Source organism: Pseudemcibacter sp. (assembly GCF_965661635.1).
GTDB lineage: Bacteria > Pseudomonadota > Alphaproteobacteria > Sphingomonadales > Emcibacteraceae > Pseudemcibacter.
In genome coordinates, this window is the sequence record NZ_CBFIEP010000057.1 from 1 (window position 1) to 24796 (window position 24796).

The window sequence follows — 24796 nt, forward strand, 5'->3', positions numbered from 1 at the left end:
ATGAAACCGACGAAACTTTAGAAGATGGCGTTGAGATTGGTTCGCCAATTCATGCAAATATAAAACAGAAAATGATCCTAAATACGATCATTACGATTTGTTTTGTCGCTTTGGTGGGTGTTATTGATTATTTTGACTTAATTTCAATAACTTAATCATTAGAATAAATCTTTAAGGCACAAAAAAAGCAAGGCCTAAACCTTGCTTTTTATTGGTGTAGTGATTAGTTACCAAATCTTTTTTATTATTATAAGAGTTTCCTCACTCCCAAACTTGGGCCTCACTTGTGAAATAAATCTAGTAAACTGAAGCGCTTGTGTCACTCGAAAAATTAGGCAAACTGTCATAATTTCGTAACATGTGATAATATTGCCACATATTGATCTTATAAGATGTTTTCCCATATGGTATAATAAGGAGATAAATGATGATTAGAGCCCTTAAAGTATTGCTACTTTATATTCCGCTGTTAGGGATAGTAAATAGTCGTGCTCAATCCGTTGATGTTCCCGCTCTTCAAACTGTACCAATAGACGCCGAACAAATAATCCTTGTAACTCCTGAACATTGCCAGCTGTTAACGCCTCATATACCTGATGATAGTGTAAACTATAAGTCAGGCAAAGACGTGATGGGTCGTGATGTTGTTCCTGCCGATATAAATGGTGGTGGAAATGCTCTAGGCTTAGGTCAAAATGGATATTCATTTTATATGATCCATGATGCACTTAAAGATGCGAATGCGACGGAAAAATTCGGTTTAACCGGTTCACAAGAAGGTAGAATTATTTTAGGTCGGGTAACCGTTAAGGATGGTGATGTGCTCTGGAATGGGAATTCGCTTCGCCAAGCTGATAAAAATAGAATATATATGCTTTGTAATGCGGAAAGAAACGGAAAAAAGCGTCCAATTGTGAAAAGGTAATTGCAGTCGGGCAAACCTTTGCTATAAACAGCTATATCAATTTTATTTTTTAAAAAATTTTAAGGTCCGTTATGCGTCTTTCTAAACATTTTATCCCTACTATGAAGGAAAACCCTTCTGAAGCTCAAATAGTATCCCATCGATTAATGCTTCGCGCCGGTATGATCCGTCAATCAAGCGCGGGGATTTACATTTGGTTGCCAACGGGTTTACGCGTACTCAATAAAATTGCCGATATTGTTCGTGAAGAACAAAATCGTGCGGGTGCAATTGAACTTTTGATGCCGACAATTCAACCTGCAGAACTTTGGCAGGAAAGCCGCCGTTATGACGCATACGGAAAAGAGATGCTACGTATTACCGATAGACACGACCGTGATATGCTTTTTGGTCCGACCAATGAGGAAATGGTTACTGATCTATTTAAGAATAATGTCAAAAGTTATAAAGATCTGCCGCTTAATTTATACCATATTCAATGGAAATTCCGTGATGAGGTTCGTCCTCGCTTTGGTATTATGCGTGGTCGTGAGTTTTTGATGAAGGATAATTATTCATTTGATCTTGATTTTGAAGCGGCAAAAGAATCTTATAATAAAATGTATGTTGCATATTTACGTACATTCGCACGTCTTGGCCTTGTTGCTATACCTGTCCGTGCTGACGCGGGGGCAATTGGTGGTGATTTAAGTCATGAGTTCCAAATTCTTGCCGAAACCGGTGAAAGCACACTTCATTATGATAAAGCTATTGAAGATTTTGACCTTTCGAGCCTTACTGGTGATATCGACGATGAAACCGTTGCTAAGCTCCAAGGGCTATACGCTATGGAAGAAGAAAAGCATGATGTGGATAATTGCCCGGTTGATGCGGCTGATTTAAAAACGGCCAAAGGCATTGAAGTTGGACATATATTCTATTTCGGCACTAAGTATTCTGCAAGTATGGGCGCAAGAGTGGCTGGTCCAGATGGCAAAGAAGTCGATGTAGAGATGGGGTCATACGGAATTGGTGTATCTCGTCTTGTTGGCGCCTTAATTGAAGCAAATCATGATGATAATGGTATAATGTGGCCGGAATCTGTTGCGCCATATAAGGTTGGTTTGATTAATTTGCGATTTAAAGATGAAAATTGCACAAATGCATGTGACACACTTTATGAAAAAATGGAAATTGCGGGCATTGAAGTGCTTTATGATGACCGTGATGCAGGTGCTGGTGCGAAATTTGCCAATATGGATCTAATTGGTGTTCCGTGGCAGGTAGTCGTCGGCCCTAAAGGATTAGAAAAAGGCGTGCTTGAGCTTAAGAATAGACGCACTGGTGAGCGAGTTGAGCTTTCTGAAGAAGAACTACTTGCAAAGTTAGGATAATATATGTTCAGAAGTTACGAGTGGAAAGTTGCACTCAAATACCTAAATGTTAAGGGGCATGATGGCTTTGTTACCGTAATTGCCTTGTTTTCATTATTTGGTATTTTTCTTGGGGTAGGGGCGCTTATCGTAACCATGTCTGTTATGGGGGGCTTTCGTGAAGAGCTGCTTGGAAAAGTGATCGGCTTTAATGGACATATTCTTTATCAGCCATTTGGCGGAAAAATGGAAAATTATGATGAGGCCGCTAATCAGCTTTCAACGGTGAATAATGTCGTAAAAGTAAGACCTATTTTAGAAGGTCAGGCAATGGCGATGATGGGCGATAATGGTACATTTGCCCTCGTTCGTGGTGTCAAACCTGATGATTTAAGAAGTCAGAGCTTGGTTTCGGATAATATTGTTTCTGGTACACTGGATGATTTTGGGGACCGTGAAAATGATATCGTGATTGGTAAAAGATTAGCTGATAGATACAGTCTTGAAATTGGTAGCGATATTACTTTGATGTCACCAAAGGGAAGAATTACTGCCTTTGGTACTGTACCACGAATTCAACAATTCTATGTATCGGCTATTTTTGAGGTTGGTGAATATAATTATGATTCGAGTTATTTCTTCGTTTCACTACCCGACGCACAAAATTATTTTCAATATGATGATCAGGTCGCAGCACTTGAAGTTACATTAACCCATGCCGATATGGTTGCGGAAGTATACCCAGAGCTATCTCAACGTATTGTTGAAGCCGGACTCGCTGGCCGAATTATTGATTGGCAACAATTAAATAGATCATTTTTTAATGCTCTTCAGATTGAACGAAATGCGATGTTCATTATTCTTTCGCTTATAATCGTTGTTGCCGTTTTTAACGTTATATCGACGATGATTATGTTGGTAAAAAGCAAAACGCGCGACATTGCTGTCCTCAGAACTATGGGGGCATCGCGTTCTTCGGTGACACGGATTTTCTTTATCATTGGCTCAAGTATTGGTTTTCTCGGTACATTTCTTGGTGTTGTCGGCGGTATATATCTTGCAAATCATCTTCAATGGGTGGCGGATTTAATTGAAGCAATGACGGGTGCAACCGTTTGGGATGCGGAAACGCGCTTCATTACTGAAATTCCGTCAAAAGTTGATAGTTCAGAAGTGATAGCAGTTACACTTGTTGCATTAGTTCTTTCATTATTGGCAACAATATTCCCTGCTATAAGAGCCGCGAATACAGACCCTGTAAAGGCTTTGAAGTATGAGTAATATAGTAGAAATAAAGGATATATATAAAAGCTTTACCCAAGGTGAGCATCACTTAGAAATTTTAAAAGGTATAAGTTTATCGATTTCAAGTGGTGAAGTTGTTGCCCTTGTGGGATCTTCAGGCGCGGGAAAATCAACTTTATTGCATATTATGGGGCTACTTGAACGGGCGGATCAAGGGGATGTCATTATGTCCGGCATTCCAACAAAGGATTTAACCGATATAAAGCGCACGAAAATCAGAAGACTAGAAATTGGTTTTGTTTATCAATTTCATAATCTTTTGCCGGAATTTACCGCCCTCGAAAATGTTGTGATGCCGCAATTAATTGCGGGTGTCGCTAGTAAAGTTGCAAAAGAACGTGCAGAAAACTTACTTAGTAAGATGGGATTAAGTGAAAGAATAAGTCATCGACCGGCAGAACTATCAGGCGGTGAGCAGCAACGTGTTGCGATCGCACGAGGATTGGCCAATAGACCAAGATTAATCTTGGCTGATGAGCCGACAGGAAACCTCGATGAAAAAACTGGTAATGAGGTAATGGATGTTCTTTTATCGCTCTCCAAAGAAGAAGGCATATCAGCATTAATTGCAACCCATAATAATGAGCTTGCAGATAGGATGGACCGTACTGTAACCTTAAAAGAAGGAATCATCCAAATATAATTGGAGTTCATCTTATAGGGAGAGGGTATATGCTAAGCTTTAGTGAATTAAATTATTTAGCTATTGTTCTTGCAACAATTGCTAAGTTTATGGTCGGTGGCCTATGGTATTCAAAGATGCTATTTGGCAATGCATGGTTGGCAGAGGTGGGGTTAAAAGAAGAAGATTTAGGTAGCCCCTTAAATGCACTGCTTATTGCAGTTGGTACCTGTTTACTGGTTGTATTTTCCATGGCAATCTTGTTTCAAATTATGGCATTGGATTTAAGAACGACGCTTGCCGTAACTGTTATAATGGCATTGGGGGTAACATCGGCACAGATGGGGCTTTCATTCGCATTCGAAGACCGCAGTCTGAAATTGTTCCTGATATATGCGACCCAATGTGTAAAGGAATTTGTGATTGTAGCGCTTATTTTAAATTTAATGTGATGGTTTAGAAAAAAATAGTAAATGTCTAATAATAAACAATTTATTCACCTTAGGTTGCACTCTGCATATTCGCTTGCAGAAGGGGCTGTTCAGGTTAAAGAAATTGGGAAGCACTGTATTGGCAATAAAATGCCAGCGGTGGCGATTACTGATACAAATAATATGTTCGGTGCGCTTGATGCATCTCTAAACCTGCCACCACAAGGGGTTCAACCGATTATCGGATGTACTCTTGCTATTCGCCATGAAGGCGCTTCTGATAACGTCAATCAAAAAGCACCTGAACCAGGTTGGCTTGTGCTGCTTGCGCAAACGAAAAAAGGGTATGAAAATTTGATGGTGCTTGTTAGTAAAGCTCATCTTGATTCTGATCCTTCTGAAACGCCGCAAATATCTATTGATGATTTGAGCGGTTATACGGGTGATTTGATTTGTTTAACGGGCGGGGTTAATGGTCCGATTGGTAAAATACTTCAAGATGATGAACCTGATAAAGCGGAAGAATATTTGAAACACTTAAATAGTGTTTTCGCAGGTCGTCTATATATGGAAATAGCTAGGCAAGGTTTGAAAATTCAAGATGAACTTGAAGGAACCTTTATTGATCTGGCTTATAAGTATGATATTCCGCTTGTGGCAACTAATCAGGTCTTTTTTCCAAAACGAAAAATGTATGAAGCACATGATGCATTACTATGTATTGCAGGTGGTAATTACGTTGAGCAAACGGACCGCAGAAAAGAAACGCCAGAGCATTATTTTAAATCCACATCTGAAATGGTCAAACTATTCGAAGATTTACCAGAAGCCATTGATAATACCGTTGTGATTGCGCGAAGATGTGCCTTTAAAGTACCAACTATTGATCCGATCCTGCCGAAATTCACCATTAGTGAAGATATGAGCGAAGCAGACAGCCTTCGGAAAGTTACCAAAGAAGGACTTGAAGCAAGGCTTGAAGCCCATGTTTATGGTGATGAAAAAGACGAAAATAAGCAAAAAGAAATTGCAAAACCATATTTTGACCGGATGGAATATGAGCTCGATATTATAATTAATATGGATTTTCCGGGATATTTCCTAATCGTTATGGATTTTATCCAATGGTCAAAAGATAATGATATTCCGGTTGGTCCTGGCCGTGGTTCCGGTGCAGGCTCGGTTGTGGCGTGGGCTTTAAAAATTACTGACCTTGACCCACTTCAATTCGGACTTCTTTTTGAACGGTTTCTAAACCCTGAACGTGTTTCTATGCCGGATTTTGATATTGATTTTTGTCAGGATAAACGTGAATTGGTCATAAAGTACGTTCAAGATAAATATGGTCATGATCAGGTCGCGCAAATTATTACATTTGGTAAATTGCAAGCACGTGCCGTTGTGCGCGATGTGGGTCGCGTATTGCAAATGCCATATGGACAGGTTGACCGTCTTTCAAAATTAATTCCAAGTAACCCTGCAAACCCCATGAGCCTCTCAGAGGCCATCGAAAGTGAGAAAAAGTTACGCGAAGAAATTGCGGGTGATCCTAATACATCTCGGTTGATTGATATTGCGCTTCAGTTGGAAGGGCTTTTTCGCCATGCCTCAACCCATGCTGCGGGTGTGGTGATTGGTGATAGACCATTGGATCAGTTGGTGCCGCTATACCGCGACCCACGCTCAGATATGCCCGTGACGCAATATAATATGAAATTTGTTGAGCAAGCGGGACTTGTAAAGTTTGATTTTCTTGGCCTTAAAACGCTCACGGTTCTTAAAAAAGCGATTGAATATATCGCCGATAGGGACATTTCAATCGATCTTGAACAAACACCACTGGATAATAAATCTGCGTTTGAACTTCTTTGTAGCGGACATACGGTCGGTGTATTCCAATTGGAAAGTTCAGGAATGCAAAGTGTGTTGATGAACCTTAAGCCTGATATGTTTGAAGATATTATTGCGGTGGTGGCGCTTTATCGTCCAGGTCCTATGGATAACATTCCCCGGTATATCTCTTGTAAACATGGGGAAGAGGATCCAGATTATCTGCATCCTTTGCTCGAAGAAATACTAACAGAAACATATGGCGTAATTATTTATCAAGAACAGGTAATGCAAATCGCGCAAATTTTGGCGGATTATTCGCTTGGTGATGCGGATTTATTGCGCCGTGCAATGGGTAAGAAAATTGCCTCTGAAATGGATAAGCAGCGTGCCCGTTTCCAAGACGGTGCCGATAAAAAAGGCGTCGACCCAAAACAAGCTGCGGGCATTTTTGATCAAGTGGCGAAATTCGCAGGTTACGGCTTTAATAAGAGTCATGCTGCCGCTTATGCGCTTGTTTCTTATCATACGGCTTTCTTAAAAGCGAATTATGCGGTTGAATTTATGGCCGCGATCATGACCCTTGATCTGACCAATACGGATAAACTTCATATTTTTAAACAAGAACTTACCAATTTAGATATTCCGATCTTGCCACCGGATATTAATAAATCACAAGTTGAATTCACAGCTGAAGTTATCGAAGGAGAAAAAGACGAAGAGTGCGTAGGCGGTGCCATGAGCGACGGTAAGCTTAGAGGTGTACGTTACGCACTTGCCGGGCTTAAAAATGTTGGTGCAGCTGCAATGGAAAGTCTCATTGAAGAGCGCAGCAAGAATGGCGATTTCAAAGATATGGATGATTTCTGTAGCCGCGTTGATACAAGACAAATAAACAAACGCGCACTGGAAAATCTGATTAAAGCCGGTGCATTTGATACCATTAATCCTAATCGTGCCCAGCTCCTTCAAGGCGTAGAAATGATGCTGAGGGAAATGAACCTCGCGACACAGGAGCGTAATTCCAATCAAGTCAGTCTATTCGGTGATCAGGTAGAAGAACATACAATCATCTTGCCTGAAGTAAATGACTGGGATTTAATAGAAAAGTTAAAATGTGAAAAAGAAGCCGTTGGCTTTTATCTATCCGCTCATCCACTTGATGCTTATACGACTGTTTTAGCAAGGCAAAAAGTTATCCCAAGCACTGAAATAGCAGAACGTGCAAGCGGTAAAGGCGGGGTCGTGAAGCTCGCGGGCACCATACAAGGTATCCGTAAAATGAAATCCAAGCGCGGTAAGGCTTATGCATTCTTAAGCCTTTCAGATGCGTTTGGTGGATTTGAAGTCACATTATTTTCTGAACTTTTAGAATCCGCAGACGAAATTCTAGAAAGTGGTAATTCCGTTATTATCAACGCAGAAGTTCGCCACAGTGATGATGGTGCATCACGCATTACGGCACAAGGGATTGAAACAATTGATAGTGCCGCTCAGCGAACCGGAACAGGCCTTGATATATATGTGAGGGACGCATCGAACCTTGAGGCGATTAAAGAGATTTTAAGCAACCATCAAAATGGTCGCGGCCGTGTGACCTTTAAAGTGAGTGTAAAACACGAAGACTTCGCCGATTGTGATGTGGATCTTGAACTTAAGGAACGATATAAAATATCACCGGCGATAAGAAATGCTGTTGCCTCACTAAAGGGTGTCATTGAGGCCAAAGAAATTTAAATGAATTCTTCTGCACCTCTTATAGATTCGGCTTCAATCCTAATTATTCGTGATGGTGAAGAGGGGCTTGAGGTTTTGATGGTGAAACGCCATGAGGATATCGCCTTTGCGGGTGGGGCTTACGTTTTTCCGGGCGGCAAAGCGGATCCAGAAGATTATCAATTATCATCACACATCAAATCATTTCCACCAGGTTATAGCGAATTGACCCATACGGCGTTTAGAGAAGTATTTGAAGAAACAGGTTTGATTATCGGTGATCATACGAACGCAGGTGATTACCGTGATGGCTTGTTAAATGGAAGTGTCACATTTTCAGAGATCATAAAAAAGGCGGACATTCATTTTTATATGGATGAAATTGTCCCATTCGCACGATGGGTGACGCCGCGCATATATCCGAAACGTTTTGATACCCGCTTTTTCCTTGCGAGGGCACCAATGGGGCAGGTGGCGACACCAGATGGCACAGAAGCTGTTGAATTAAAATGGGTAAGCCCACCAGAATTCATTAAAGAAAAACGTGAATTGATGATGTTTCCGACCATCATGAATTTAAAATTACTGGCGGAAGCAAAAACGGTCGATGAAGCATTTAGAAAAGCCGCAGCGCGCAAAATCATCACCGTTGAGCCAAAAATCATTGACGGAAAACGTGTCATTGATCCCGCTGCCGGATACGGTGAAGTGGATCAGGATAAGATACATTTGGGTTGAAGAGTAAAATTTGATTTATAAGACAGTTCTTTAAATAGAAACTAAAAAAGTTTAAGCTAAGATATCGTTTCAAATTAAAGCACTAAGGGGGATCTATGAGATTTAATTTTTTAAAATTTTTTTACAAAATTACAGTGATAATATTTCAATTAATCTACATTAGTTTTTCAATTAATTATGCAGGGGCTCAAGAAAGGGCTTCAAGTAATAAAAAAAATTGCCCACTAGGTGTATGCAAAGGGGATGCCGCTCTTTCTTTATATAAAGGTAATAAGTTCGCCTTTAATAATTTTTCGGATGGCAAATATTGGGCTAATAACATCCTCTCAGTAAAAGGATTCGATAACCTAGACTTATTCTTAATGCATAGGAATGGCGATATTTCTTATTCGGCAGGGTTTAGTGATGAGACTGGTGTGTGTCTTTTAAGGGTAACTATTCTTGTTAATAGTAATTATAAAATAGAAAATGATAAAATCATGACTGATATCATAATGTCAGAATACGGGGAGCATGATTATATTGAATATATAAACGAATATAAGTTTTTTAAGTGGGAGAATGATGAAAATCTTCAAAAAGCTGGTTTAGAAGCTGTAATTTTAGGATTAGTAAATGATAGTATTAATAAAGAAACTCAAAACAAAATAATGTCATCAATCTTGTATCGTTTTAACAATTTTGAAAATTGTATATTAGAAGAGCCTGATCTTAAGCAAATTATTGGTAAAATAGGAATGAACTAATATTATTATAATAAAGTCTATTGTGTAAAATTCTGAGTAGTAATTTGAAAATAGTTAGGGTTTTAATTTTTTTTTAAAAAAAGTCGTTATTTTCTTCAAAAATCATAAAAAAAGCCTTGATATCTGGGTTGTAGGGGTGTATTAACCGCTTACTTTCACATGCAGGTATTTGTTTATCCCCTACATATTGGGATCGACACACCGGTGTTCTTTAAGAACTCAGCACCTGCAGAGGATTAACCGGAAAAGGAATTTTATTATGGCGATGCCTACATTTACTATGCGCGAGCTTTTGGAAGCTGGCGTTCACTTTGGTCACCAAAAACACCGTTGGAACCCACGTATGGGTGATTACATTTTTGGTGTACGTAACAAAGTACATATCATTAACTTATCAATCACTGTTCCATTACTTCACCGTGCGCTTGAGCAAGTGCGTGACGTTACGGCAGCAGGTGGTCGTGTTTTATTCGTTGGTACTAAGCGTCAAGCGTCTGGCCTAATTGCGGAAGCTGCGAAACGTTGTGGTCAATATTATGTAAACCACCGTTGGTTAGGTGGTATGCTTACGAACTGGGAAACAATCTCTAACTCAATTAAACGTCTTAACGTTCTTGATGAGAGACTTTCTGGTGACCTTGCGGGCCTAACGAAGAAAGAAACGCTTCAAATGACACGTGAGCGCGATAAGCTTGAACGTTCACTTGGTGGTATTAAAGAAATGGGCGGTATTCCAAGCGCTATTTTCGTGATTGATACAAACAAAGAAGAACTTGCAATTGCCGAAGCCAAGAAACTTGGTATTCCAGTTGTTGCTGTTTTGGATACAAACTGTAATCCAGAAAATATCGATTTCCCAATCCCGGGTAACGATGATGCGACACGTGCAATTGATCTTTATTGTAATCTTATTGCAGATTCTGTTCTTGAAGGTATCCAGCAAGAACTTTCTTCACAGGGTGTTGATGTTGGTGCGATGGAAGCACCAGTAGAAGAAATCCCGGCTGCTGCTGCGGAAGAAGCACCTGCTGAAGAAGCTCCGGCTGAGGAAACACCTGTGGAAACTCTTGCATCAGAAGAGAAAACTGAAGAATAATCTTCGTAAATATTGATTTTAAAACAAGGAAGAAATGATGGCTCAAATTACTGCCGCTCTTGTTAAAGAACTGCGCGACAAATCTGGCGCAGGTATGATGGATTGTAAAAAGGCCCTTGCCGAAAATGATGGTGACATCGAAGCGTCAATGGACTGGCTACGTCAAAAAGGTATCGCAAAAGCTGAGAAAAAATCTGGCCGTGTGGCTGCAGAAGGTCTTGTGGCTGTTGCATCAAACGGTGCGACTGCTGTTGCGGTTGAAGTTAACTCAGAAACTGACTTTGTTGCCCGAAACGAAGGTTTCCAAGCGCTTGTGAATTCAGTTGCTGGTGTTGCACTTGAAAATGCAGGGGATTTTGATGCCACCAATGCTGCTACTTTCCCTGGTGCATCTCACTCAGTTGAAGCTGAAATTACAGAGGCTGTTGGTACAATTGGTGAAAATATGACGTTCCGTCGTTCAGTTGGCCTTACGGTTCCAAATGGCGTTGTTTCAACATATATTCATAATGCTGTTGCCCCTAACCAAGGTAAGTTGGCTGTTCTGGTTGCGCTTGAATCTGATGCAGATGCAGGCGTTCTTGAAGCACTCGGAAAACAGCTTGCTATGCATGTTGCGGCCACAAACCCGCAATCAATGACAATTGAAGAAATGGACCCCGCAGCCGTTGAGCGTGAAAAAACTGTTCTAATCGAGCAAGCGCGCGAATCAGGTAAGCCGGATAACATCATTGAAAAAATGATCATTGGCCGCATGAACAAGTTCTATCAAGAAGTTGTTTTTGTTGAGCAAACATTTGTGATTGATGGTGAAACAAAGATCAAAAAAGTTATTGAAAATGCTGCAAAAGATGCTGGCACTGATATTAAACTTACTGGTTATACTAGAATGGAAGTTGGCGAAGGCATTGAAAAAGTAGAAGATGACTTTGCGGCGGAAGTTGCTGCAATGAACAGCTAATAAATAGTTATTTTTCGGGCTCAAATTACGTCTCTGCATTTACTGCTTTTCGTATTTGGGCCCGAACTGTATTTTACGCCGAAAAAAGTTAAAAACATAATGGACATATAGTCCATTTAAGAGCAAAGTACTGTAATTAAAAAAGGGAGAAGTTTTTATGGCCAATGAACCTCAGTATAAACGTGTGCTACTTAAATTGTCCGGGGAAGCTCTAATGGGAGAGCTGGATTACGGAATATCGCCAGATGTAGTAAAAAGAGTTGCTGAGGAAATTAAAGCGGTCGTAGAAATGGGCACACAAGTGTGTCTTGTGGTTGGTGCTGGTAATATCTTTCGTGGTGTAACAGGGGTTGCCAGTGGGTTTGATAGAACATCTGCCGATCATATGGGAATGCTCGCCACTGTGATGAACAGTCTCGCGATGCAAAATGCACTAGAGCAGAATGGTGTTGATACGCGTGTACAATCAGCCTTCCCAATAGCGTCGGTTTGTGAACCTTATATTCGCCGTAAAGCCATTCGCCATATGGAAAAGGGGCGGGTTGTGGTGTTTGCCGCGGGAACTGGAAACCCATTCTTTACAACCGATAGTGCCGCCGCACTTCGTGCAGCGGAAATGGGGTGCGATGCCATCCTTAAAGGCACACAAGTTGATGGTGTTTATAATGCTGATCCTAAGAAAGATCCAAATGCCGTCAAATATGACACTTTGACATATATGGATGTCTTGAAAAATGATTTAAAAGTGATGGATGCATCAGCAATTTCACTGGCTAGAGAAAACGATATTCCTATTTTGGTCTTTTCTATACATGAGCATGGAAATTTTGCTAATGTCTTGAAAGGGCAAGGGGCACATACTAAGATTTGCAACGCTTAATATTGTTCATCTTAGGGAAATAATTCTATATTATATTTAATTATAAAAATCAGGAGTGATTAAATGTCAACCGAACTGGATCTATCAGATATTAAACGTCGCATGAATGGTGCATTAGAAAGCCTGAAAAGTGAATTTAAAGGTCTTAGAACTGGACGAGCTTCCGTAAATTTATTGGACCCTGTCGTTGTGGACGCATACGGGGCACAAATGCCGATTGCTCAAGTAGGTACGGTTTCAACACCTGAAGCGCGACTTATTAGTGTACATGTTTGGGATAAGGGCCTTGTTTCATCGGTGGAGAAAGCCATTCGTAATTCAGGTATTGGTCTTAACCCTGTAGTTGATGGTGATACTCTTAGAATTCCTATTCCGGAACTTAATGAAGAACGTCGCATTGAATTGACCAAACTCGCAAAAAATTATGCCGAGCAGGCCAAAGTAGCAGTTAGAAATGTGCGTCGTGACGGAATGGAAACCATTAAAACGATGGAAAAGAATGGTGATATCGGTAAAGACGAGCAAAAAGCCCACGAAGACGATGTTCAAAAGCTAACCGATGAAGCAGTTAAAAACATAGATGAAGTGACTGCGGTTAAAGAAGAAGAAATCATGCAGGTTTAATGTTTAATGTTATTGGTAAAAGACGAACAAAAAGCTGACCAGAAAACTGAAGAGGATCGATTGCCGCTTCAGCATGTGGCTATTATCATGGATGGTAATGGTCGCTGGGCAAAGTCTCGTCGTCTTCCCAAATTTGTAGGGCATAAAAAGGGGGCTGATGCTGTTCGTGGTATTGTAGAGGCCTGCTGTGATCTGGATATTAAGTATCTGACATTATACGCTTTTTCATCGGAAAACTGGAACCGCCCTCCCGAAGAAGTCAGTGACTTAATGGGGTTGCTGAAAATATACTTAACCAAAGAAATTGATGAGCTGCACCAAAAGAACATTCGGATTAGTTTTATAGGAAGCAGAAACCGCCTTAGTAAAAATATAATTTCACTAATTGATATGGCGGAAGAAAAAACAAGAAATAATGATAAGTTGCGTTTGACATTAGCGTTAAATTATGGCGGTCAAGAAGAGATAGTCAATGCGACAAAGCAAGTTGCGGAGCAAGTCAAATCTGGCGATTTACAAGTTGAAGATATTGATGAAAAACTATTTGCAAGTCATCTTTATACTGGAGAAATTCCTGAGCCGGATTTAATAATTAGAACCAGCGGCGAACAACGCCTTAGTAATTTCATGCTTTGGCAAGCGGCGTATGCCGAATTTGTATTTCAGGATGTCTTTTGGCCTGATTTTTCAAGAAAACAATTATGTGATGCCATAGACGAATATTACAAACGAGATAGACGCTATGGCGCAAGGCCCTAAAAAAAACCAACTATTGATCCGGTTTTTATCGGCGCTTGTAATGCTTCCGGTAGCGATTTACATCATCATGATTGGTGGATTGCCTTTATTTATTCTGATATCTTTGCTGTCTGTGATAATTCTGTCAGAGTGGAATGGAATTTGTGAAAAGAAACCATTTTCGCTCCTCTTTATCGTTCAGTCAATTTGTACTGTTTTATTATTGCTACAGCTTAAAATGGGTAGCCAATATATGGAGTATGCTTTTGTTAGCAGCATTGTCTCTATCATCGCCGTCGCTTATTTGGTGAATGCAAAAATAGTTTGGGCGATTTTGGGTTTTTTATATACCTTTATTCCTTCTTATTCGGTTTTGCTTATTCAGGAAAATTTTGGATCACTGGTATTGCTTTGGATGATGTTACTTATTTGGGGAATGGATACTGGCGCATATTTCGTTGGTAAAAAAATCGGTGGGCCAAAAATGTCTCCAAAAATCAGCCCAAATAAAACGTGGTCGGGATTAATTGGTGGCACGATTACAGCAATGATTTTGGCATATGTTTTTTACATGTTTGCAGAAGTGCAGAATATAACAATATTTGAGAATGCCTTAATTTTGCTAATATTGAGTGGTTCTTTAGCAATATTGAGCCAAATTGGTGATTTAACGGAGTCGGCTGTAAAAAGACGATATTCGGTAAAAGATTCAGGTTCAATTATTCCTGGGCATGGTGGTGTTATGGACCGTGTTGATGGGATTTTGTTTGTTGCGCCGGCAATTTTATTTATAGCGAGTTTTATGTAATGCTGGTCATAGGATTAATTATATAATGAATATTAGTATTCGAGAGAAAGACCGTTTCAAGGTTATTGATACGCCCGAACATAAGGATATAACTATTCTTGGTTCTACTGGTTCAATTGGTACCAGTACTCTTGACCTAATTAGCCGCAATCCTGAAAAATATTCTGTTAAAGCTTTAACTGCAAATAGTAATGTAGAAGCGCTAGCGAAACAGGCAATTGCGCATAATGCAGAAATGGCCGTAATTGCGGATCAAGATAAATACTCGGACTTAAAAGAAGCTCTTCATGGGCATAATATTATTGCTGCTGCGGGAAGTGAAGCTTTAAATGAAGCGGCTGATACGTCCGCGGATTGGGTAATGTCTTCAATCGTTGGTGCAGCGGGGCTTAAACCGACTTTAACGGCAATTAGGCGAGGGGCGACAATCGCGCTCGCCAATAAAGAGTGCCTAGTATGCGCTGGTGAATTTATGATGCAGCAAGTTGAAGACTGTGGTGCTACGATTTTACCGGTAGATTCAGAGCATAATGCTATATTTCAAATATTTGATTTTGATGAACCAGAGAAAATTGAGAAGGTTACCTTAACAGCATCAGGTGGACCATTTTGGAATAAAGATATTGCTGATATGCAATATATTACGCCGGTAGAAGCTATTAAACATCCAAATTGGTCTCTGGGAGTTAAGATATCAGTTGATAGCGCTACGATGATGAATAAAGGTCTCGAATTGATTGAAGCTTACTATATGTTCCCTATTGAAAAAGAACAGTTAGATATAATTATCCATCCTGAGTCTATCATTCATAGTATGGTTTCATATATTGATGGATCGGTCTTGGCTCAACTTGGTACGCCAGATATGCGCACACCTATTTCATACACTTTAGGGTGGCCGCATAGAATGAATGCGCCGTCTAAAAAATTAGATTTAACAGAAATAGGGCAACTGAATTTTATTAGGCCAGATAAAGTTAAATTTCCGGCAATTAATATTACGCGAGAAGTGTTGCAAAAAGGAGGAAGTGCGCCTACTATCCTCAACGCTTCCAATGAAATAGCTGTTAAGGCTTTTCTTGAAGGTCAAATTGATTTCTTGGATATCACGAAAGTTGTAGAGAAAGCCTTGGATACTATTAAAATTCATCAAATGACTTGTCTAAATGATGTACATGATGTCGATGAGAATACAAGAATAGTAACTGGTGAAATAGTTGAAGGATTAAAGAAATAATATGGAAGCTCTTCTATCATATGGTCAAATGATTGCGTCATTTTTATTCGTATTGACTGTGCTCGTGTTTGTTCATGAATGGGGGCATTATATTATTGCTCGTATAAATGGTGTTCGGGTTGAGGTTTTTTCTGTTGGGTTTGGTCCTGAAATTTGGGGTTTTAATGATAAAAACGGAACAAGATGGAAGATAAGTTGGATACCGCTTGGTGGATACGTAAAGTTTTTTGGTGATGCTTCCGAAGCGAGTACCCCAGATGCTGCAATAAACGAGATGAGTGACGAAGAGAAAGAAGTATCTTTTCATCATAAAAATTTAGCGCAAAAGGCCGCGATTGTATTTGCTGGTCCTGCGGTCAACTTTTTATTTGCAATATTAATTATTGCAGGTCTTTATTTTACCTATGGAAGAATGGAATTATCCCCCGTTGTAGGCGATGTTTTAGAAGGCGGTGCAGCAAAAGAGGCTGGCATTGAAGCAGGTGATAGAATTGTTTCAATTGATGGTGAAGAAATTGAAACTTTTATGGATATTAGAGAGCATTTATTATTCAAAGTTGAAGATGCTGTGACTGTCGCCGTTTTAAGAGATGGTCAAACCATCAACTTAAACTTTAATCTTGGTATGGTTGAAGATGAAGATATCCTGGGACAACCTACTAAAGTTAGACAAATCGGTATCCGCAGCAGTATAAATCCAGAAGATAGAGTTTTAGTTCAATATGGACTATTTTCGGCACTTTGGAATGCGACCATAGCTACCAAAGATTTGACCATGAGAAATTTACAAGGCCTAGGCCAAATCATTGTAGGAAAAAGGTCCGCGCAAGAATTAAGTGGTCCAATTACTATTGCTCGTGTAGCAGGTAAAACGGCTGAACATGGATTAACGTCATTGATAAACTTTATGGCACTAATTTCTATAGGGTTAGGGATGGTAAATTTATTCCCAATTCCAATGCTTGATGGTGGACATTTGCTTTATTATGCGATAGAGGCCGTAAGAAGAAAAAAAATGAGCGCTCAAGCGCAAGAATTTGGTTTTAAGATTGGTGCACTTGTTGTATTAAGTTTGATGATATTTGCAACGTTTAATGACATATTAAAAATTGATTAAAGTGTAACGTATAAATTTATAAATTAAGGTAATATTTGTGGGTACTAAGAAAAAAATATTTGTTTATTTGCATGTTGTAGTGTTGCTAACTATTACACAGATATTTTTGCCATCAATTGCTATTGCTCAATCTGCATCCATTACGGGTCCTGTTATAAATAGTTTTGAAATTGTTGGTAATCAACGTATCGAAGAATCAACAATTGAATCTTATTTGTTATTAAATATTGGCGATAATTATAATGATCAACTTAGTGATGCATCCTTAAAAAGACTATTTAATACAGGGCTATTTTCAGATGTCGATGTTGGCCGACGAGGTGATACGCTCGTAGTTGAAGTCGTTGAAAACCCAATTATCAACCGCATTGTATTTGAAGGCAACAAATATAAAGATGATGATGATATATACGAAGAAATACAGCTTCGCCCCCGTATTGTTTTTTCTCGCGCGAAAGTTAGAGCAGATGTTCAAAGAATCTTAGAAATTTATCGCCGAGGCGGGCGGTTTGCAGCATCGATTGAGCCAAAGGTAATTCAGTTAGAACAAAATCGTGTTAATCTAGTTTTTGAAATTTCTGAGGGTGCGAAAAGTACAATTGGTAAAATTAACTTTCTGGGTAATAAAGTATTCAATAATGATATATTAAGGAGCAAAGTAGCGACGAAAGAAAGCCGTTGGTGGAAGTTTCTTGCCTCTGAAGATACTTATGATCCAGACCGTTTAAATTATGACAAACAATTATTAAGAGACTTTTATCGTGAACAGGGGTATGCCGATTTTCGAGTTACTTCTGCTGTAGCTGAACTATCTCCTGATAAACAATATTTTTATATTAATATTTCAGTTGAAGAAGGTGAATTATATAATTTCGGCAATATTACAGTTGAAAGTGAAATCGAGGAATTGGACGGAGAGATTCTAAAACAGCTTGTTTATACAAAAACAGGCGATATTTTTGACTCTTCTGCGATAGACGATTCTGTAGAATCATTAACGAATGTTGCTGGTCTTCGAGGCTATGCATTTATTGATATCAGACCTCAAGTAAGACGAAATCGTGCGGATAGAACAGTTGATATAACTTTTATCATTAATGAAACTCCGAGAGTTTATGTTGAAGAAGTTAAAATTATTAATAATGTAAGAACTCACGATAGAGTTATTAGGCGCGAAGTTCAATTAGTAGAAGGTGATGCGTACAACTCTGCGAGACTTAACCGGTCGGAGATTCGTGTGCAATCATTGCAATTCTTCCAAGATGTTGAGATTGAACAAATTGAAGGAACGCAAGCAGATAGATCGATTTTAGAAATCACAGTCGAAGAACAGCCGACAGGCGAATTATCAGCTGGCCTCGGATATTCAAGTTTTGAAGGGCTAATTGTTAACTTTAGCATAGGTGATAGAAACTTAGTCGGTAAAGGACAGCAATATAGAGCAAGTGCACAATTATCAAAACGAAGAAAACAAGTAGATTTGAGTTTTACGGAACCATATTTTCTAGGTCGTAGGCTAGCGGCTGGAGTTGATCTTTTTATTAGAGATACAAATTTTATTGAAAGTGGGTATCAGCAAAGAAGTGTCGGTACTTCAATTCGAACAGGATTTCCAATTACAGAATATGTGATTATGAATGTATCCTATAACTTAACACAAGATAGGGTCGTAACGCGCTTTTTCTCAGACAACCCTTATTTAACAGATAACTCGGGTGAATTTTTAACGTCCTCAATAAGATATGGACTAACTTATAATTCATTAGATAATCAACAAAAACCAAATAGAGGGCAGTTAGTTTCTGTAAGTCAAGAGGTTGCCGGATTAGGTGGAAATCAAAAGTTTCTTAGAACGAGAGGTAGTTATGATTATTTCTATCCAATTTATAAATTTTGGATATTCAACCTTTCTGCTGAAGGAGGGCACATAGAAGGCCTAGGAAGAACGATTAGGCTTAATAATAGATTTTTCCTTGGAAACCCTCAAATGAGAGGTTTCAATGAAGCAGGTGTTGGACCACGTGAATATAATGAAAATAATACGGAGTTTTTCCGAGGCTTTAATATTGGTGGTAACACTTATTATAAAGCGACAGCAGAACTCTTTATTCCATTGGGAGGTGGCGCAAGAGACTTGGGTATCGAGGCTAGTATCTATACGGACGTGGGTGCGGTATTTAATGTTGATGCAGAAGAAACCTTGATATCACCTGCAGGTGTGGTATATACGTTGCTCGGAAATAATGCTAGACCGAGGGTTTCTGTAGGGATTGGTCTCTCATGGCAATCACCATTCGGGCCATTTAGAATTGACTTGGCCAGAGCAATTAAAAACCAACGAGGCGACGAAACGGAATTTTTCCAATTTAATGTCGGAACGAGATTTTAATATGAAGAAAATGATGAATATGAAATATTTTTATAGTGCAGTAATAGCTTTAATATCAGTTATAGGAATTAATAGTCTTGCTAATGCTCAAGCTATTCCTGCTGCCAAAATTGCTGTTGTTGATAATAGGTTAATTGTAACGACGGCTGCAGTTGCTGTTGATATTAACAGACAAGTTGCTCAAATTCAGGCAGATATGCAGACGGAATTACAGACTAAAGGTAATGCTCTTCGGGCAGAAGAAGAAAGTCTTAAAGGACAAAGCGCAATTATGCCTCAAGAAGCGTATAATCAAAAAGCGCAAGAATTTCAACAAAAGGCAGTTGAGTATCAACGTGAAGTACAAATCAAACGCCAACAGTTGGAAATTGCAATTGCAAATGCTAATGCGGAAATTGAGCGTGCTTTAAAACCTATATTGCAAAAGGTATTGCAGGATACTGGCGCAACCATCCTAATAGAAAAAGGTTTTGTATTAGAGCAAGCGCCAGGTTTGGATGTAACGACGCGTGTTATTGAGCAACTTGATTTAGCTATGCCGTCAACGACTGTTGCTTTACCTGAAGTTCCAGAAGCTGCTGCTGCGCCCGTGGCTGCGCCAGCAAACTAAACATAAATATTTTTTAAAAAGCCTGCTATTTTCGATAGCAGGCTTTTTTTATAATTTTCTTTCAAATATTTTCAGTATTATTATACTGAAACAGCAAAATTATTATAGGAATGATTATGACAGAAGATGTAGAAAAGTTGGATGATATTGATATCAATCGAATTAAGGAATTAATTCCACATCGCTATCCTATGTTACTTGTTGATAAACTTTGTGATATCCATAAAGGTGATAAAGCAGTAGGTAAAAAAGGCGTAACAATTAATGAACCTTTCTTTCAAGGGCATTTTCCTGAAAAACCAGTTATGCCAGGCGTCCTTATTGTCGAAGCGATGGCACAGTCTGCAGCTGCTCTTGTTATGCTTAGCTTGGGTGAAGAGGCAGAAGGTAAGCTTGTCTATTTCATGTCTATTGACGCGGTAAAGTTTAGAAAACCTGTAGAACCTGGTGATATGCTAGAGCTTCATGTGAAAAAAGAACAGAACCGCCGTAATATCTGGAAATTTTCTGGTAAGGGTATTGTTGATGGCCAAGTGGTTGCCGAAGCAAGTTTTAAAGCAATGATTGCGACCTAATTTATGTCAAACGAATATAGATTACTCCATACCATGATCAGAGTGAGAGATTTGGATAAATCTATCTCATTCTATTGTGATCATCTCGGGATGGATTTATTAAGACGCAAAGATTATCCATCGGGGAAATTCACACTTGCATTTTTAGGTTATGGACCAGAAGAAAGTAATACAGTTATAGAGCTTACTTTCAATTGGGGGCAGGATGAAGGTTATGATTTGGGAAATGCCTTTGGTCATTTGGCAATTGGTGTTCCGGATATCTATCAAACTTGTGAAGGGCTTGAGAAGTTAGGTGTTGAAATACCAAGACCGCCAGGTCCAATGAAACATGGAACCACTGTGATTGCTTTTGTCAAAGATCCGGATGGCTATATGATAGAATTAATCGAAAAGAAATAAAAAAACCGGCTTCAATGAGCCGGTTTTCTTTTATGATATTAAGTCGTTACTAACGTTTATCTACATCAATGTAATTACGCTCGGTTTCACCGATAAATAATTGACGTGGACGACCAATTTTCTGTGTTGGGTCTTCAATCATCTCACCCCATTGTGAAATCCATCCAACAGTACGTGCTAAGGCAAATAATACTGTAAACATTGATGTTGGGAAGCCCATCGCTTTAAGAATAATACCTGAATAGAAGTCAACATTCGGGTATAGTTTCTTTTCAACAAAATATGGGTCTTCTAACGCAATGCGCTCTAGCTCTTTTGCAACGTCAAGAAGCGTGTCATTAACGCCCAACTCTTCAAGTACATCATGTGCGGCTTGTTGAAGTACTTTTGCACGCGGATCAAAGTTTTTATAAACGCGGTGACCAAAGCCCATAAGACGGAAAGGATCATTTTTATCTTTCGCCTTATTAATATATTCTGGAATATTATCAACTGATCCAATTTCACTAAGCATATTTAAGCAAGCCTCGTTTGCACCACCATGAGCAGGGCCCCAAAGTGAAGCAATACCCGCAGCGATACATGCAAATGGATTTGCACCAGATGAACCCGCAAGACGAACTGTTGATGTTGAAGCATTTTGTTCATGATCAGCATGAAGGATAAAGATTTTATCCATGGCATCCGCTAAAGTTTTACTTACATTATAATCTTCGCAGTTTGGAACCCCAAACGTCATATAGAGAAAGTTTTCAGCATAATTAAGATCATTACGAGGATAAACAAAAGGTTGACCAATTGAATATTTATAAGTCATAGCCGCAATAGTCGGTATCTTAGCAATCAAACGGTTCGAAGCAACGCGACGTTGCTGAGGATCCGTAATATCAGTGCTATCGTGATAAAATGCTGACATCGCACCAACGACACCACACATAATCGCCATTGGATGAGCGTCTCTGCGAAAACCACCAAAGAAACGAACCAATTGCTCATGAACCATTGTGTGATAGGTAATAGCTTTCTTAAATTCTTTATCTTGATCAGCAGTTGGTAGTTCACCATTTAAAAGCAGATACGCAACTTCAAGAAAGTCGCTTTTTTCAGCTAGTTGTTCAATAGGGTAACCACGATATAAAAGTTCACCTTTACCGCCATCAATATATGTTATTGAACTTTCGCAGCTTGCGGTTGATGTGAAACCGGGGTCAAAGGTGAACATATCGGTTTCAGCATATAATTTACTGATGTCGAGCACATCTGGTCCTGTAGATCCAGCATATATTGGCAGTTCATAGTTTTTCCCACGTACTGTTAACGTAGCTGTATCACCCGTAACTGTTTTTTCGTATTTATTTGTCATATGTCTCCATCCTTCTTATCTTAATATCGCTCTGATGAACTTCGTCATCAAAAAAGCATCTAATTTACGTTCTTATACTCTCAAAATATTAAAGAAATTGTTTATTTTTTGTGAAAATAACAAATTCCTATATTTGGTCCTTGATCCTAAACAAACTTTCGTCTTTTCCTAACCAATCAAGGACTTCTGAAATGCCTGGGGATACATTACTCCCTGTTAACGCGGCTCTTAATGGCTGCGCGACTTTTCCAAACCCTACTTCTTCGCGTTCAACAAATTCTTCAATAGCAGTTTGCAGCGCATCTCTATTCCAACTTTCTACGGTATTTAAATCATCATGGATTTTCTTCAAAATGACTTTTGAATCATCATTGAGTGCTTTTGCCGCTTTTGGAATGACGTCTAATGGGCGTTTCGCAAAAAGAAACTTAGCACTATCTGCTAAATCTATTAAATTCTTTTCACGATTTTTAAGCTCACCAATAGCGTTCTTTAATACGCCAATTTCTTGCTCACTTAGAGATTTATCTAATTTTTCTTCTAGAAACGGTAAGCAGCCTATTGCAAGTGTATCATCACTTGCTGTTTCGCGCATGTAAATACCGTTCAAATTTTCAAGTTTAGTAAAATCAAAACGGGAAGGTGATCTTCCAACACCATCTAAATCAAACCATTCGATAGCCTGAGTTTCCGAAATCACTTCTTCGTCACCATGAGCCCAACCTAGTCTTAAAAGATAATTTTTAAGAGCATCTGGTAAATATCCCATATCACGATAAGCATCCACGCCTAGTGCACCGTGTCTTTTTGAAAGCTTCGCCCCATCTGCACCATGAATAAGTGGTATATGAGCATATTCAGGTAACGGCCAGCCAATAGCATTGATGAGTTGAGCTTGTCTTGCAGCATTGGTTAAATGATCGTCGCCGCGAATAACATGGGTAACACCCATATCATAATCATCTACGACGACTGATAACATATAGGTTGGTGTTCCATCGGCGCGCAATAAGATCATATCATCCAATTGTTCATTTTGTGTAGTCACATCACCTTGAACATGATCTTTGATGACAATTTCACCATCTTTTGGCGCTTTGAAACGGATGACAGGATCAATTCCCTCAGGGGCTTCTGATGGATTACGCTCTCTCCAGCGTCCATCATAACCAAGTGAGCGGCCCTCTGCCTTTGCCTTTTCGCGCATTTCAGCTAGTTCTTCTTTAGAGCAATAGCATTTATAGGCTTTTCCCTCTTTTAAAAGCTGATGTGCGACTTCTGCATGGCGTTCACGGTTTTCATATTGAAAAACAACATCATTATCTACATTGAGACCAAGCCAATTAAGGCCATCAAAAATTGCTTCTACCGCTTCTGGTGTTGATCTCTTACGATCAGTATCTTCCACACGGATACGGAATTCACCACCATGATGGCGGGTAAATAGCCAATTAAATAATGCCGTTCTCGCACCGCCGATATGTAAAAAACCCGTCGGCGAGGGGGCAAATCGTGTCACTACTTTCTTCATTTTAACGCTCATGAAGCTCCATTTAGGATTAAATATTGATTTTTTGCAGCAATTTGATTGAAATGTATGCGAAATACATAAATGATATAAATGTCATCACTGCTTGATTTTGTTGGACTTTTACTAACAATAATTGACGGAAAATGGAAGCTTTTTATTTATAAAAGTTAATTTTTTGTAGGGGGAGCAAAAGAATCTTATCTTATATTGAAAAATTAAAATCGTCTTTCTTTTTGGAATATGAGCAATATATTCTAACAGTACCAATTCTTTTAGCATGTGGTATTGGTTTTTATTTCTCTGGGAATAATCAGTTTTCAATAATGCATGCAGCAATTTTAGCAAGTGTAACATTATGCAGTGCAATATTAATTCGAAAAAAGTTTCCTTTTATCAAATACATATTATTGGCTAGCTTTTTTATTATTTTGGGTTATGTGATTTCTGGATATCGAATTTATTCTGTTGCAACCGAAACATTAGATAAAGAGATAAGACCAACTAATATCGCCGCAACTGTCGAACGTGTGCATCTATATGAAGATGGAAAAATAAGATTAACGCTTAAAGATGCTGAAATAAGAGGGGTTAAACCCTTGAGCTTAGTAAATGTCAGGGTAAATAAATTTAGTGATATGCCTTATCCTGGAGATAAAATTAAAATTCGCGCGGGGCTCATGCCACCACCTGGCCCAAGTATGCCGGGTGATTATGATTATGGCCGGCAAGTTTGGTTTCAAGGGTTAAGCGCCGTCGGTTACGCCGTTACTGAACTTGAAATTACCAAGTAAAATGAAGGA

The 24796-nt window shown here is 39.1% G+C and carries 23 protein-coding genes; 21 read left to right on the top strand and 2 right to left on the bottom strand.

Going from position 1 to position 24796, the window contains the following annotated elements:
* Positions 1-424: 424 nt before the first annotated feature.
* The 20 genes from ACTF6W_RS04275 (at position 425) to gloA (ending at position 21102) form a co-directional block, all read left to right on the top strand.
* Positions 425-925 carry a hypothetical protein gene (locus ACTF6W_RS04275; protein ID WP_438993307.1) on the top strand — a complete coding sequence of 167 codons (501 nt, stop codon included), beginning with the start codon at positions 425-427 and terminating at the stop codon, positions 923-925.
* A gap of 71 nt (positions 926-996) precedes the next feature.
* Entirely contained in the window at positions 997-2298 is a 1302-nt protein-coding gene (proS, locus tag ACTF6W_RS04280; protein ID WP_438993308.1) for a proline--tRNA ligase, read from the top strand.
* 3 nt (positions 2299-2301) lie between these two features.
* Positions 2302-3558, top strand: a complete 1257-nt coding sequence (locus ACTF6W_RS04285; RefSeq protein WP_438993309.1) for a lipoprotein-releasing ABC transporter permease subunit — start codon at positions 2302-2304, stop codon at positions 3556-3558.
* Entirely contained in the window at positions 3551-4225 is a 675-nt protein-coding gene (locus ACTF6W_RS04290) for an ABC transporter ATP-binding protein (protein WP_438993310.1), read from the top strand. The genes ACTF6W_RS04285 and ACTF6W_RS04290 overlap by 8 nt, the downstream gene beginning before the upstream one ends.
* A gap of 29 nt (positions 4226-4254) precedes the next feature.
* Positions 4255-4656 (top strand): DUF1761 domain-containing protein, encoded by a 402-nt coding sequence (locus ACTF6W_RS04295; protein WP_438993311.1) that lies wholly within the window; start codon positions 4255-4257, stop codon positions 4654-4656.
* Positions 4657-4677: 21 nt separating this feature from the next.
* On the top strand, positions 4678-8202 hold the full coding sequence (gene dnaE, locus ACTF6W_RS04300; RefSeq protein ID WP_438993312.1) for a DNA polymerase III subunit alpha: 3525 nt from the start codon (positions 4678-4680) through the stop codon (positions 8200-8202).
* Positions 8203-8919, top strand: a complete 717-nt coding sequence (locus ACTF6W_RS04305) for an NUDIX hydrolase (RefSeq protein ID WP_438993313.1) — start codon at positions 8203-8205, stop codon at positions 8917-8919.
* A gap of 95 nt (positions 8920-9014) precedes the next feature.
* Entirely contained in the window at positions 9015-9665 is a 651-nt protein-coding gene (locus tag ACTF6W_RS04310; protein WP_438993314.1) for a hypothetical protein, read from the top strand.
* Positions 9666-9924: 259 nt separating this feature from the next.
* A complete protein-coding gene (rpsB, locus tag ACTF6W_RS04315) occupies positions 9925-10761 on the top strand; it encodes a 30S ribosomal protein S2 (RefSeq protein WP_438993315.1) in 837 nt (278 codons plus the stop codon).
* Between the two features lie 37 nt (positions 10762-10798).
* Positions 10799-11722: a translation elongation factor Ts gene (tsf, locus tag ACTF6W_RS04320; RefSeq protein ID WP_438993316.1), complete on the top strand. Its 924-nt coding sequence runs from the start codon at positions 10799-10801 to the stop codon at positions 11720-11722.
* 157 nt (positions 11723-11879) lie between these two features.
* Positions 11880-12602, top strand: a complete 723-nt coding sequence (gene pyrH / locus ACTF6W_RS04325) for a UMP kinase (protein WP_438993317.1) — start codon at positions 11880-11882, stop codon at positions 12600-12602.
* A gap of 63 nt (positions 12603-12665) precedes the next feature.
* Positions 12666-13226 (top strand): ribosome recycling factor, encoded by a 561-nt coding sequence (frr, locus tag ACTF6W_RS04330; RefSeq protein WP_438993318.1) that lies wholly within the window; start codon positions 12666-12668, stop codon positions 13224-13226.
* A 6-nt stretch (positions 13227-13232) separates the two neighbouring features.
* On the top strand, positions 13233-13985 hold the full coding sequence (locus ACTF6W_RS04335; protein WP_438993319.1) for an isoprenyl transferase: 753 nt from the start codon (positions 13233-13235) through the stop codon (positions 13983-13985).
* A complete protein-coding gene (locus ACTF6W_RS04340; protein ID WP_438993320.1) occupies positions 13969-14772 on the top strand; it encodes a phosphatidate cytidylyltransferase in 804 nt (267 codons plus the stop codon). Before ACTF6W_RS04335 ends, ACTF6W_RS04340 begins: the two co-directional genes overlap by 17 nt.
* 25 nt (positions 14773-14797) lie before the next feature.
* Positions 14798-16009: a 1-deoxy-D-xylulose-5-phosphate reductoisomerase gene (locus tag ACTF6W_RS04345; protein WP_438993321.1), complete on the top strand. Its 1212-nt coding sequence runs from the start codon at positions 14798-14800 to the stop codon at positions 16007-16009.
* Position 16010: 1 nt separating this feature from the next.
* Complete coding sequence (gene rseP, locus ACTF6W_RS04350; RefSeq protein ID WP_438993322.1) at positions 16011-17126, top strand: RIP metalloprotease RseP; 1116 nt, start codon at positions 16011-16013, stop codon at positions 17124-17126.
* A 37-nt stretch (positions 17127-17163) separates the two neighbouring features.
* Complete coding sequence (bamA, locus tag ACTF6W_RS04355; protein ID WP_438993323.1) at positions 17164-19515, top strand: outer membrane protein assembly factor BamA; 2352 nt, start codon at positions 17164-17166, stop codon at positions 19513-19515.
* Positions 19496-20125, top strand: a complete 630-nt coding sequence (locus ACTF6W_RS04360) for an OmpH family outer membrane protein (protein WP_438993324.1) — start codon at positions 19496-19498, stop codon at positions 20123-20125. Before bamA ends, ACTF6W_RS04360 begins: the two co-directional genes overlap by 20 nt.
* A 110-nt stretch (positions 20126-20235) precedes the next feature.
* Positions 20236-20700 carry a 3-hydroxyacyl-ACP dehydratase FabZ gene (gene fabZ, locus ACTF6W_RS04365; RefSeq protein WP_438993325.1) on the top strand — a complete coding sequence of 155 codons (465 nt, stop codon included), beginning with the start codon at positions 20236-20238 and terminating at the stop codon, positions 20698-20700.
* A 3-nt stretch (positions 20701-20703) separates the two neighbouring features.
* Positions 20704-21102, top strand: a complete 399-nt coding sequence (gene gloA / locus ACTF6W_RS04370; RefSeq protein WP_438993326.1) for a lactoylglutathione lyase — start codon at positions 20704-20706, stop codon at positions 21100-21102.
* A 49-nt stretch (positions 21103-21151) separates the two neighbouring features.
* On the opposite strand, the gene ACTF6W_RS04375 is transcribed toward gloA, so the two are convergent.
* Entirely contained in the window at positions 21152-22465 is a 1314-nt protein-coding gene (locus ACTF6W_RS04375) for a citrate synthase (RefSeq protein ID WP_438993327.1), read from the bottom strand.
* A gap of 127 nt (positions 22466-22592) precedes the next feature.
* A complete protein-coding gene (gene gltX, locus ACTF6W_RS04380) occupies positions 22593-24008 on the bottom strand; it encodes a glutamate--tRNA ligase (protein ID WP_438993328.1) in 1416 nt (471 codons plus the stop codon).
* A gap of 311 nt (positions 24009-24319) precedes the next feature.
* On the opposite strand from gltX, the gene ACTF6W_RS04385 reads away from it, so the two are divergent.
* Positions 24320-24787 (top strand): DUF4131 domain-containing protein, encoded by a 468-nt coding sequence (locus ACTF6W_RS04385; protein ID WP_438993329.1) that lies wholly within the window; start codon positions 24320-24322, stop codon positions 24785-24787.
* The last annotated feature ends 9 nt before the right edge of the window (positions 24788-24796 follow it).

Bases quoted from the DNA above. Each gene is read 5' to 3' on its own strand.
- ACTF6W_RS04385 (WP_438993329.1), top strand. From the start codon at position 24,320: ATGCATGCAGCAATTTTAGCAAGTGTAACATTATGCAGTGCAATATTA.
- proS (WP_438993308.1), top strand. From the start codon at position 997: ATGCGTCTTTCTAAACATTTTATCCCTACTATGAAGGAAAACCCTTCT.
- ACTF6W_RS04375 (WP_438993327.1), bottom strand. From the start codon at position 22,465: ATGACAAATAAATACGAAAAAACAGTTACGGGTGATACAGCTACGTTA.
- ACTF6W_RS04340 (WP_438993320.1), top strand. From the start codon at position 13,969: ATGGCGCAAGGCCCTAAAAAAAACCAACTATTGATCCGGTTTTTATCG.
- pyrH (WP_438993317.1), top strand. From the start codon at position 11,880: ATGGCCAATGAACCTCAGTATAAACGTGTGCTACTTAAATTGTCCGGG.
- ACTF6W_RS04335 (WP_438993319.1), top strand. From the start codon at position 13,233: ATGTTATTGGTAAAAGACGAACAAAAAGCTGACCAGAAAACTGAAGAG.
- ACTF6W_RS04275 (WP_438993307.1), top strand. From the start codon at position 425: ATGATGATTAGAGCCCTTAAAGTATTGCTACTTTATATTCCGCTGTTA.
- dnaE (WP_438993312.1), top strand. From the start codon at position 4,678: ATGTCTAATAATAAACAATTTATTCACCTTAGGTTGCACTCTGCATAT.
- fabZ (WP_438993325.1), top strand. From the start codon at position 20,236: ATGATTATGACAGAAGATGTAGAAAAGTTGGATGATATTGATATCAAT.
- gloA (WP_438993326.1), top strand. From the start codon at position 20,704: ATGTCAAACGAATATAGATTACTCCATACCATGATCAGAGTGAGAGAT.
- rpsB (WP_438993315.1), top strand. From the start codon at position 9,925: ATGGCGATGCCTACATTTACTATGCGCGAGCTTTTGGAAGCTGGCGTT.
- ACTF6W_RS04305 (WP_438993313.1), top strand. From the start codon at position 8,203: ATGAATTCTTCTGCACCTCTTATAGATTCGGCTTCAATCCTAATTATT.
- ACTF6W_RS04285 (WP_438993309.1), top strand. From the start codon at position 2,302: ATGTTCAGAAGTTACGAGTGGAAAGTTGCACTCAAATACCTAAATGTT.
- ACTF6W_RS04360 (WP_438993324.1), top strand. From the start codon at position 19,496: ATGTCGGAACGAGATTTTAATATGAAGAAAATGATGAATATGAAATAT.
- frr (WP_438993318.1), top strand. From the start codon at position 12,666: ATGTCAACCGAACTGGATCTATCAGATATTAAACGTCGCATGAATGGT.
- tsf (WP_438993316.1), top strand. From the start codon at position 10,799: ATGGCTCAAATTACTGCCGCTCTTGTTAAAGAACTGCGCGACAAATCT.
- rseP (WP_438993322.1), top strand. From the start codon at position 16,011: ATGGAAGCTCTTCTATCATATGGTCAAATGATTGCGTCATTTTTATTC.
- ACTF6W_RS04290 (WP_438993310.1), top strand. From the start codon at position 3,551: ATGAGTAATATAGTAGAAATAAAGGATATATATAAAAGCTTTACCCAA.
- gltX (WP_438993328.1), bottom strand. From the start codon at position 24,008: ATGAGCGTTAAAATGAAGAAAGTAGTGACACGATTTGCCCCCTCGCCG.
- ACTF6W_RS04345 (WP_438993321.1), top strand. From the start codon at position 14,798: ATGAATATTAGTATTCGAGAGAAAGACCGTTTCAAGGTTATTGATACG.
- ACTF6W_RS04310 (WP_438993314.1), top strand. From the start codon at position 9,015: ATGAGATTTAATTTTTTAAAATTTTTTTACAAAATTACAGTGATAATA.
- ACTF6W_RS04295 (WP_438993311.1), top strand. From the start codon at position 4,255: ATGCTAAGCTTTAGTGAATTAAATTATTTAGCTATTGTTCTTGCAACA.